The sequence below is a fragment of the Bacteroides caecigallinarum genome (assembly GCF_016902295.1).
GTDB lineage: Bacteria > Bacteroidota > Bacteroidia > Bacteroidales > Bacteroidaceae > Phocaeicola > Phocaeicola caecigallinarum_A.
The window spans coordinates 1-10,300 of record NZ_JACJLQ010000058.1 but is presented as its reverse complement, the minus strand read 5'-3'; the positions used below and the strand labels follow the sequence as shown (position 1 = coordinate 10,300).

Genomic DNA, 10,300 nt, shown 5'->3' with positions numbered 1-10,300 from the left:
AGAAGAAATCATCCGGATGATTGCTAATGATAACCAAAAAATTGCTATCATCAAAAAGCTATGTCCAGAGAAGAAAACGGAATAAAGCTACTTGCGAAACTTAAATATATTTATTATGCAATATACTCATATTTATATAAATAAGCTATTCGGCCTTTATGATTATAAGTTGGATTTCAATTATGAAAATGACGACAAGCTTACTATTCTGACCGGGCCTAACGGTTATGGGAAAACTACCATCCTTACCATTATCAACAAATTGAATCCAAGGGAACTTTTCTATTTCTATTTACTAAAATTTAAAAGTATAGAAATAGGACTTAATGATGAAAGTGTAATTAAAATATATCCCAAATATACTGATGATAAGAGTAATGAAGGAATTGGTGACACTAAAATCGAAGATGTAAAGGAGGTCAGATTTGAATGGTATGATAAGAATGACAATCTGATGTCTTTCTTTATGTATAATAACCAAATCATAAGCAAGGCTCACCGAAAATCCATTTATGAGTGGTACCTTAACGATAAGGTTAATAATTTGTCTTTCTCATCTTAAATCTTTAGGAGGAAACTCGTCAAAAGCAGATTTTCCAAACAACAGTGATATAACATCGTTAATGCTTTTACACAATAATGTGGATATTAATCAGTTGACAAGGGGGCATGATTTGTTTTATGCTTTATTGGAGAAAATTAAGTGCTTGACAGGGAAGAAAAATATAGGATATAAAGAAATTTGTCTGGCTTTCAGATTTTCCATAAGAAAGGAACATCTGGAAAAAACAAAACTATACAGAGATATCAATTTATTTGTAACGCCTTTCTGTACAAGCTTTTGGGTAAATTAAACTTTCAGAATGATATGAACACGTTCTATCAGATGTGGGGTGATGGAGAAGGCGGAGGATATCTTTGTGCTTCCGGTGGAGTGAGGAGCAGTGCATCAAGGACTTTGAGCGGGGAAGAAAACGGGAATCGCCACGCTACTCTATACGGAGGGTAGCGTGGCGATTTACCGACTGATCTATTTTTTCAAATAGCTCAGAATTTGTTTTGTTACACCATCCTTCAATGCATAATCGAATTCAGTTTTAATTGTTTCATTTTTAGTTTCAAATATAACTTGTCCGGGAGCGTCTTTTGAATTTACTTCTATATGCTTCTTATTTGTTATATAAGTATAGAATTTATTATATTCCAGTATCAGTTGTGATTCTTTGATTGTTATTTCTCCCTCCGGCCTTGGAACAATAACCCCTTTATTTCGTATTATTTCTTCCATAGCCTCTTCAAAAATTACAAATATTGGAGTTATAGGATGCTTTGGATCATTCGCTCGCTCTAAGAACATATTATATTCATGGATGCAATAGTATGAATGCAACCATGGTTTGGTAATAATAAAAATCATATACTTACAATTGTTCATAGCTTCGCTGAAGAAAGTATTCCAATTAGGATTTGACATCTTATAAACACCAAGTGTTTTATCCCACCGATATACTGTATCTTCATCATGTTCCAATGAAATTGCATCCAGATATGCACTCATTTTCTTTTCTTCCATTATCCTCCTGAACAAATCCCATGTAAATTCAAACCCGCCTAGTGCGCCTCCAAAACTGATTAAGACATCTACTTTAGTAACGGGCATCTCGCCAACTTGTGTTTTTGCCATAATTTAAAATTTTTAATTATTCCTACTCTATTCAGGCTTTTCGGTTTCGCCTTCATATTTTTCTATCCAAGTACGCAGGATATCGTTTCGTGTAATACGACAGGTGTAATAACAGACAGGAATACCTGTAAAGTTCTCACCACTGGCTCCTTTTACATAATTATCGAATGCTGTAAGCAAAGTATTCAGATCGAATGTTCTGTCTTTTTCCTCCTCGCATTCGGACATTTTGCCAAGCATAGCTGCCACGCTGGTATTGAATGTATTAAGACGGCACATACGCTCCAAATTCTCACGACTAGTTGACGAAAACGTAGTGTTGCTGTCTTTTTCTTCGGGCAGACGGTCAGACAGATTGGCAAATGCTTTTATCAAATTAGGAAGGGTAGCACGCACTTCTCCCGACTTGATTTCGGGTATCATGCCGTCGGTCACGATGCTGATATGTGACCGGATTTCGTTTGATACGAGGAGGGAACGAACATCGTCGAGGATGCGCTTGTCGACTCCCAGCTCACCCGACATGGCACTGAGCCAACTTCCTAACTGTAGCTTATCACGTATCTGCTCGATAGGGAATGTGTGCTCGTTGAAGTTTCCATTACCGGAACGGAAAAAATGTATCATACCTACGAAACCAGAGCTGTAGGCAGCTCCACGAATAACTGTCAACGGCTCGCCTATATCCTCGGCGGGCATCAGTGCAACGGGAAAGACTATTTTTTCGTTTTCGGCATGCAGATGGTTCCAAATATTAGCAGCTTCGTAAGGATCGTATTCGATTTTCTCGAAGAAACGGACATTCTTGTGGGTACAGGAAGCTGTGATAACCAGGCTTCCGGTATAGTCCGAACTACCGATGTAATTGTTGAGCTGTGAAATAGCCTCTGACGCAACCTTTTCATTCACTCCCTGATTCACAAAATTACTCAGACGGCTAAGGTCGGTTTCGGTATTGTCGGCTGTAAACGAAAAGTAATCGGAATTCATCTTCAGAGAGTCGTAAAACAGAGGTTTTGAAATGATTTCTCCACGCAACAGACAAATTGAACGGTCTGCCGTTAAGTCTTCGGATTCTATCTGTGCTTTCTCCTCACTCAAGCGTTGTATCTGATCCTGAGAGGATACAAACGTGTCCAGATAACTGACGGTAGCTGACGCTATTTTCTTGTCTATCTCGCCTATTTTACTCTCTACCGACGAAACGTTTATACCCATACCTTTCAGTTCATGAAGCTTCATGCTCAGTTTCTGCTTGGTAAGGATAAGCTCGTCTACCCGTTCTTCTGACAGCTCAATCAAACGGTTTATCCGGCCGATTTCATCGATAATCGTCATCAGCCTGGTGCTGGCTACTCCTCCAAGCACCAGACTGCTTTTATTTGAAGAGTACATAATGACAATCGTTATTCTTCACTGCTTTCTTCTGAATCAGATTGTGAGTCATCGATTCCGCCGGCCTTGTTATACTCGTTAGGATAGTAGTGATTGACCCATGCACGAACTATGTCCTGACGGGTAAACTGCTTCAGGTAGAAATTGACCGGAACACCCAGATTCTCGTCGGCAGAGGTACACTTCTCGATGTAGTCGTCCATGGCGGTCATCATACTGTTGATGTCGATAATGCTGTTTTCCTGCTCTTCCATCTTGGCTAGTCCGGCTATAGAAGCGGTTATGGTGGAATTGCGCAACTCTACCATCTGCTTGCCGGTAATTGCCTGACGGGCTCCGGATGCAAGCGTGTTATTGTCCTCGGCCGTTGCTCCCTGTAACTGGGCAAGGCGTCCCATAGGGTTCTCCTTGTCGGACTCGACAAACTGCATTACTGAACTCTTTACTACATTTGACTTGATGGAAGGGATGATTCCCATGGTTACCAGTGAACAGTGCGACTGGATATTCTGGGTACTCAGCATGTTCTTTACATCGGTTGCAAAAGAGGAAGCGACGCCGAATTCTCCATTCATCGACGACATCCATGCTCCTACATTCATTTTCTCCTGTATCTGTGATGCCAGGGCGGTCATGGAATCGACGGATATGGTGGAGGTATCGTTCAGGATGTGGACCATACCTACCAGGCTGGAACCATAGGTAGCGCCGGAAAGGATACTGAATGTACGGGCATCGGGGGCTACTTCCTTGCGGATGTCCTCAAGCAGCAGGGCAAGTGAACTGGTGGAGATCCGGTCGTTGGGATAAAGGAAATTCCATGCTTTCAAAGCCTTGTCGACATCGATGATAAGAGGTGCAAAGATGCTGGCATTGCGATGTGTACAGCTGATGCTTATGACTAGTGTTCCGGCTATGTTATGATTGGCAACCTGCATGTTGATTTGCTGCTGGACGGCAAGTGACATCTGCTGGGCATTGTGCACTCCCAGAAAGCTGAGCGCATGGTTGACAAAAGAGGATACGCTGGACCCGTGGGTAAATGAGCTTTCCTTATTGCTCTCGTAACGGAAATACTGGACGTTCATCTGCATGGAGTTGTTGCTTATAGGCAGGCTCTTCAGCTCGCTGCGGTTGTAGTCGACCGGACTTTCTATATCGCAGTGAATGCTCTGTATGGTAGAACGCAGTTTCTGGATTTCCCTGGCTGCACGGACCTTGGTCTTGCCATATTCCACCGCAGCCTGGGTTATTTCCTGCTTGACGCTTTCGCCTTCACGCTGGAGTTCGGTTGTGTCTGTTCCCATTTCAAGCAACTCGCGCACAGTACAGTCGATACTTCTTTTCAGGCTTATAAGAGAATTCAAATTGGCTTCTGCTGCATCGACAGGAGCCTGAAGGGCAGATATATTCTCTAGTACTATCATCTTTTCAGGATGTACCACGTTGCCCAATACCAATGAAGGATCATAAGGAATTGATGTTGGCATAACTGTTTTTTTAAAAGGTTAAACTTCATTTCTTACACTTACAAATATAAGAGGATTATCGTTTCAAGAAATGTTGTCTTTCTGAAACGCATGTTTGGCTATCTAAAATGTATGTTTCAGTATTTTTTGGTATGGAAAAATACAAAACGGGCAAATGTTTTTTCACGGTATTCGCGCCCGATGTTTATCCAGGTATCTTTGACATAAAGACGGTTGCCTGAAATGCGTGTGATATAGTCGAGATTGACAGCATACGACCGGTGGACACGGACGAAATTTGCCGGAAGCATTTTACATGCCTCAGAAAGGGGAAAAGACAAAATCAGTGATTTTAAACCGTCGTAAACTATCCTACAATAGCTACCGTTAGCTTCAATGTATATTATCTTGTCGTGGATAATTCGAATATAGCTACCATCGGTATATACGAATATCGGACTAACGCAGTCTTTACTGTACGTTTCGATATTTTCTGTTTCAATATCTATCAATACCTGGCAGGTTTTACTGCTTTTTACAATTTTAATGGGAGTATCTTCAAAAATAGCAGGAAGAATCAATGTTATTGAATTATTTTTTTTAGCCATATAAATAATAGTTTTCTATACGACGAATTAATCAATTGTCAACATATTACGGAATTATTTTTTCCAAACAACAGCACTTGTTTTCCAAACATGTTTTTTGTGGAAACTAATTATTAATATATTATGGCAACCCATGAAACAACAATGTATGAGATAGAGCAGAAAGGGAATAGAAACAAAGAAAAGGTTTTATACAGAGGATTAGTCTGAGGGAAATTTTATGAACTTAAGTATTGCTGAAACTAATATTTTAGCGTATTTTTGCGGATAGAGAATTGCGAAACGCATGTAACTAACCAATTAAAAACTAATGATAGAAAATATACATATAAAGAATTTCAGAGGAATAAAAGATTGCTTTATTTCAGGAATAAAGCAAATCAATCTGTTCTTTGGACGTAATAATTGCGGTAAATCATCTGTGCTTGACGCTTTGTTTTTGTTCTCTGCTGCTAACAATCCAAGATATCCGCTTACAATCAACTGGAGCAGAAACTATCTGAACAGAGGACCGGAAAGTCTTAAAATGAATTTCTATAGACTTAATACTGATTCAAACATTGTATTCAACGGGAAATACGGTACGAATATACGTAATGTGGAAATTGAATACGAAGAAACTTTGTCGCCTGTGTTGACAATACCTACAAATCCAGGAACTTCAAATGTGAATGACAAGATATATTCATTGAACCTGAATACTGAAATTTCATCGACCGAAGATAATAGCTCACAAAAGAAAGAATATCATACTTCTATCAGATTTGAGGGTAAAACCAAAGCGACAGTTACAGACATTGATTCATCGTATAAGGAGGAACTGGAATGTGTTTACATTACAGCGAATGAACCTTTTCATAATAATGTGGAACTTTTTGCCACACTTCTGGAAAACAAACAGGAGAACTTTGTTTTCGATATGCTCAGAAAAGTGGAGCCGAACCTGAAAGATATTGTTTCGGCTAATGGTGAGTTGCTCGCAGACATAGGAATGGAAAAACGCATTCCAATACAGCTGCTGGGCGACGGAATAAGGAAATTATTGTCTGTAATACTGCATATTTACGGAAGTAAAAAAAAGGTGTTGCTTATTGATGAGGTTGACAACGGATTGCATTACAGCGCTATGCCTACTCTATGGACGGCTATTCTTGAAGTGGCTAAAATTACAGATACACAGATATTCGTTACGACTCATAATCTTGACTCTATAAAGGGACTGGCAAATGTACTGGAAGAAAAAGGAAATGAGTATCAGGAAATGATAAGTGCATTTAAACTGATAAAACGTAATACAGACGAACTTATCGCCTTGAATTACGATTATGAAAAGTTTGATTATTCAATAAAACAGGAAATGGAAATGCGATGATAAATATTTATTTGGACAATGACACTGGAATCGGAGTATTCGAGGCTGGAGATGAAGAAGTTCTGATATAGTGTAGCGATTCTGATAATGAGGAATTCTAATATGTTTTTAATTTTAATGACAGGTGTTTATGGATGCATTCATACAATGGCTTAACTCGAGCAGAAATCAGCTGTGTGAAGACGCGCAGGCTCTGTTTGACGATTCAATAAGATGTTATAAGAATGATATATTCCGTGCCGCATATTTGCTGGCATATCAGGGTGTAATGAGGCATCTGAAAGAAGTGATAATACAAACAAAAATGCCACCTAAGGGATTCACTCCAGAAGAATGGGGTGACTGGAAACGTAAGTTGAAAAATCAAGACAGATGGGATACGGACGTTATGGAGGCTGTAAAGTTACGTCCTAAACATGATGGAAGTAAAGACGGTATATTAACTGTAAACGATGAGGTCCGTGATATCTTTAATTGCCAATGGAGGGTTTGGCGTAACGAATGTGCTCACTACAAAGGTAATACATTCATGCAGGCTCATGTGCTTGTGTTTTACGCATTTATTAAAGATCATTTACTCAGCATATCGGTAGAAGGAGGCATGAGGTCATTACTGAAAGAATTTGATGAATATTTTGATCCGGCAATGACACCAAAAAACGATCCGGTCAGACCTTTGCTGAAAAAAATAAAGACAATGGTGAAGCCGAATGAATATAGAGAGTTCATAATTGAGATACGGAGACTGACCGGAGGAGCTTACAACAAGTCTTTTACAGATATTATTGAAGAAATATATCAGTGTTGTGAGGAGGATTTCAAAAAAGATCTGACAGATTATATCAAGGAAAATCCGGATTTAATGAACTGGTACATAGACCAACATCCGGATGCTGTATTTAAGTTGTTGAGAGAAAAGACAGAGATACGCAGATTCTGGTATGAACAATTAAAATTTTTGAATTTTCCTCTTCCAGTTCTGGCGCATCTTCTAGAGGGAGGATACATAAATATGGATGAAAAAATAGAGGCTTATAAGAAAATACAGGAATTAATGTATAAACAAAACCGTGGTATCTATGACTTGGAAGCTGATTATAGAAATGTTTTGTTAAGACACGGGTATTTTGACTATTTCCTGAATAATTTTTTCACCAAAGACCATATGAGAATAAATTATAATGAGAAGTGTTACAAAACGGATTTCTATATTAGCCATCTGCGCATGATGCCTGTAAACCGTGAACTGGCACAGCATATAATAGATATTTTTCAGGCTCTACCTTACCCTTATACACTTAGAGACAGATTTGTGAATGAATTTATGAATGATGAAGGTTTCAGAAAAGAATTTACAAGGGTATGCGAAGAGAATGGGATGGAGATACCGGACTCTATAATTCCAGAAGGATGATTAACAAACACGGTTTTTAGAAATGTATTGTTATAAACTCACATTATATAATTTATAATTTGACGAAAATGACGAAAGAAGAATTCTCCAATATTAATGAAGAGGACATTCATTCGGGTAAATATGTATTCCGGGATGTATTCGAGGTGGGCAGATATCTGCAATCAATTGGATGGAGTGTTTTTTGGTATGCACCACCACAGTTTGTTGCTATGGATTTTGGAGAAAACAAAATGAGAAATGTGCCTATGCCGGGTAATCCTTTATATCGAGGTCAGAATGAATACTACGAGTCTTGCCTTCCTTCATTATACCGCAGGCCATGGAATATAGCTGAAAAACTTGAACGTCTTGTTCAAATAGAAGATTTCAAGACTATTCTAAACCAAAATCCGGAAGTACAAGATATGCTGGATGCAGGACTTACAGTCAATTATGATGGTTTGGCACAGCATTATGGAATAGAAACGAATATAATGGATATGACAAACAGTTTTGGTGTTGCTGCTTTTTTCGCTACATCGAGGTATGACAGTCTTTCGGACAGGTACTTACCTATCATGGGATAGTTATTAACTTAAATATTATTCTATCTTCAAGCTTTCGATAATCAGTCAAGGTCGTTTATAAAAGTGAGCAGGACCGATAATAGAATAACCGTTTATGATTCTAAAAGCAAAGAATTCAGTGTATACGAAATAATAGAATAGTTTTTATTGATTGATTATGATATTGTCTTAATAAAATGTCACTTTTGAACGTTATGCGTATTTTTATATTAGGTAGTTTATTGATGGTATGCGACATTGTATTTGCAGATTACAATATTGCAGTATTAGGGCAAGACACGATAAACGGATCGCCCGTTGTACTTATTGATGATGTCTCTACAAATTTTCTTGATGACGGGTTTAATTTCCTGGGTGTCATAGGTTTTTTCCTGGGACTGGCGTCACTGTATTTTGCCAAGGTAACTTTTGAGGCACAAAAGCAAACGGAGTTGCATACCTCGAATGCTCCTAAGTCGGCACAAATGGGAAAGCTGAAGGATTTGCCGAGGCATTTTTACAGGAATCTGGTCTGTTCGTGTGCAATGACACTGAAATACTATGATGATTCCAACAAGAGATGGGGAGTAAGGATGAACTACCCTTCGGAAAGTAATGTACTTAAACTCAAGACGTTGCCTGATGAAATTATCTATGATATTGATGAAGAAGAAAAGTCATATACCATAAGGCATGAATTCAAATTGTTGCTACGTAACTATAACACGGAAGTGGATATTGCCGCCGAACATTTCTCCAGAAAAAATATTTCTGAGGATGCCATTAACCAGGATATAGACAATATCATTTTCAAGCAACTGTTTCTGCTTTACCGCTCGTATGATATACTTCTCACATTGTCAAATGTGGCATATCCACAGATTGTTGCAGATAGCTTACATACGATGATTAAAGAACATTTCAACAAATTGCATGACAACACATTACTGGACATGAAAAATGATTTTTTTCATTATGTCAACAATATTCTGCTTGATGTTAATGATACAAAAGGTAAAGAGAATGAGAAAGAGAAATTCAAAAAACACATTGACCCTAAAGGTTCTCTATACAGATCGTATGGTATGATTCTCAAATCAATAAATGAATACTATAAGAATCAAGATACTAAAAGAATAAATAAAACGGAGTTTAACGGAATATGTTTCAATATAAAAGAAGGTAAAATAGAAGTGGACAAAAAAAAATTCATTAATAGCCTCCATAATGAAGGTGGGAATAAGTCTGATGTACTTTCTAAATTTGTTAATGATTTCTGTAATATATCAGAACTTGACGGTTTATTAAAAGCATATCAGAAAGAAAGAGGAAACCTGAATGAAGAGGAAATAAAAAATAATCAGGCGATATTTGATAAAACATCTGCTTATTTCAAATACCTGGGAGAAGGTAGCAAATGGGATTTCAAGGATTTGTTACTACATATTGTTGTTTTTGATTGTGTTTTGGAGACAAAAAAAATAGGAATGGTTAATTTCAGTTCGCTGTTATGAATGATATTTTCAAAATAGCTAGCTGTACAGATAAAAGAAAGCGATTATATAAAACAATACAAAAATAAGATATCGGATGTAACCATCCAAAAATGGCGTATTGACCAACGTGGCTCTTAATATTCCATACACGTAATTCTATGACTGGTTCAAGAAGACAATCATCATTCTCTTCCACTTTGTACTCCACTCGGTTTGCACTATCTTTCCTCTAAAATGATTTACGGTAGAATGATTCCAAAGGCTTCCATTGGTATATTCATATGAATAAAGGCAATAAAATATTTACCGGCAGC

Annotated in this window: 10 protein-coding genes; 6 read left to right on the top strand and 4 right to left on the bottom strand. The window is 37.9% G+C overall.

The genetic code is table 11. The features are described 5' to 3' along the window. Nucleotides 1–115: 115 nt before the first annotated feature. Both H6A27_RS13460 and H6A27_RS13455 read left to right on the top strand, forming a co-directional pair. Entirely contained in the window at nucleotides 116–562 is a 447-nt protein-coding gene (locus H6A27_RS13460) for an AAA family ATPase (RefSeq protein WP_204509063.1), read from the top strand. A 306-nt stretch (nucleotides 563–868) separates the two neighbouring features. Next, nucleotides 869–1,009 carry a hypothetical protein gene (locus H6A27_RS13455; protein WP_204509062.1) on the top strand — a complete coding sequence of 47 codons (141 nt, stop codon included), beginning with the start codon at nucleotides 869–871 and terminating at the stop codon, nucleotides 1,007–1,009. Between the two features lie 21 nt (nucleotides 1,010–1,030). Here H6A27_RS13455 and H6A27_RS13450 read toward each other — a convergent pair whose 3' ends face one another. From H6A27_RS13450 to H6A27_RS13435, 4 genes are all read right to left on the bottom strand, one after another. Beyond that, nucleotides 1,031–1,684, bottom strand: a complete 654-nt coding sequence (locus H6A27_RS13450; RefSeq protein ID WP_204509061.1) for a toll/interleukin-1 receptor domain-containing protein — start codon at nucleotides 1,682–1,684, stop codon at nucleotides 1,031–1,033. 27 nt (nucleotides 1,685–1,711) lie between these two features. After that, nucleotides 1,712–3,079: a hypothetical protein gene (locus H6A27_RS13445; RefSeq protein WP_204509060.1), complete on the bottom strand. Its 1,368-nt coding sequence runs from the start codon at nucleotides 3,077–3,079 to the stop codon at nucleotides 1,712–1,714. Between the two features lie 11 nt (nucleotides 3,080–3,090). Continuing rightward, entirely contained in the window at nucleotides 3,091–4,569 is a 1,479-nt protein-coding gene (locus H6A27_RS13440) for a hypothetical protein (RefSeq protein ID WP_204509059.1), read from the bottom strand. Nucleotides 4,570–4,685: 116 nt separating this feature from the next. Next, on the bottom strand, nucleotides 4,686–5,156 hold the full coding sequence (locus tag H6A27_RS13435; protein WP_204509058.1) for a LytR/AlgR family response regulator transcription factor: 471 nt from the start codon (nucleotides 5,154–5,156) through the stop codon (nucleotides 4,686–4,688). Between the two features lie 310 nt (nucleotides 5,157–5,466). Here H6A27_RS13435 and H6A27_RS13430 point away from each other — a divergent pair, with 310 nt between their 5' ends. From H6A27_RS13430 to H6A27_RS13415, 4 genes are all read left to right on the top strand, one after another. Then, nucleotides 5,467–6,528 carry an AAA family ATPase gene (locus H6A27_RS13430; RefSeq protein ID WP_204509057.1) on the top strand — a complete coding sequence of 354 codons (1,062 nt, stop codon included), beginning with the start codon at nucleotides 5,467–5,469 and terminating at the stop codon, nucleotides 6,526–6,528. 130 nt (nucleotides 6,529–6,658) lie between these two features. After that, nucleotides 6,659–7,942, top strand: coding sequence for a hypothetical protein (locus H6A27_RS13425; protein WP_204509056.1), 1,284 nt, complete (start codon nucleotides 6,659–6,661; stop codon nucleotides 7,940–7,942). Between the two features lie 68 nt (nucleotides 7,943–8,010). Further along, a complete protein-coding gene (locus tag H6A27_RS13420; protein ID WP_204509055.1) occupies nucleotides 8,011–8,511 on the top strand; it encodes an FRG domain-containing protein in 501 nt (166 codons plus the stop codon). Between the two features lie 176 nt (nucleotides 8,512–8,687). Next, nucleotides 8,688–10,004 carry a hypothetical protein gene (locus H6A27_RS13415; RefSeq protein ID WP_204509054.1) on the top strand — a complete coding sequence of 439 codons (1,317 nt, stop codon included), beginning with the start codon at nucleotides 8,688–8,690 and terminating at the stop codon, nucleotides 10,002–10,004. Nucleotides 10,005–10,300 lie beyond the last annotated feature (296 nt).

What these genes read in the sequence shown, in the direction of transcription:
- H6A27_RS13460 (WP_204509063.1), top strand. Translation starts at nt 116, where the DNA reads ATGCAATATACTCATATTTATATAAATAAGCTATTCGGCCTTTATGAT.
- H6A27_RS13455 (WP_204509062.1), top strand. Translation starts at nt 869, where the DNA reads ATGAACACGTTCTATCAGATGTGGGGTGATGGAGAAGGCGGAGGATAT.
- H6A27_RS13450 (WP_204509061.1), bottom strand. Translation starts at nt 1,684, where the DNA reads ATGGCAAAAACACAAGTTGGCGAGATGCCCGTTACTAAAGTAGATGTC.
- H6A27_RS13445 (WP_204509060.1), bottom strand. Translation starts at nt 3,079, where the DNA reads ATGTACTCTTCAAATAAAAGCAGTCTGGTGCTTGGAGGAGTAGCCAGC.
- H6A27_RS13440 (WP_204509059.1), bottom strand. Translation starts at nt 4,569, where the DNA reads ATGCCAACATCAATTCCTTATGATCCTTCATTGGTATTGGGCAACGTG.
- H6A27_RS13435 (WP_204509058.1), bottom strand. Translation starts at nt 5,156, where the DNA reads ATGGCTAAAAAAAATAATTCAATAACATTGATTCTTCCTGCTATTTTT.
- H6A27_RS13430 (WP_204509057.1), top strand. Translation starts at nt 5,467, where the DNA reads ATGATAGAAAATATACATATAAAGAATTTCAGAGGAATAAAAGATTGC.
- H6A27_RS13425 (WP_204509056.1), top strand. Translation starts at nt 6,659, where the DNA reads ATGGATGCATTCATACAATGGCTTAACTCGAGCAGAAATCAGCTGTGT.
- H6A27_RS13420 (WP_204509055.1), top strand. Translation starts at nt 8,011, where the DNA reads ATGACGAAAGAAGAATTCTCCAATATTAATGAAGAGGACATTCATTCG.
- H6A27_RS13415 (WP_204509054.1), top strand. Translation starts at nt 8,688, where the DNA reads ATGTCACTTTTGAACGTTATGCGTATTTTTATATTAGGTAGTTTATTG.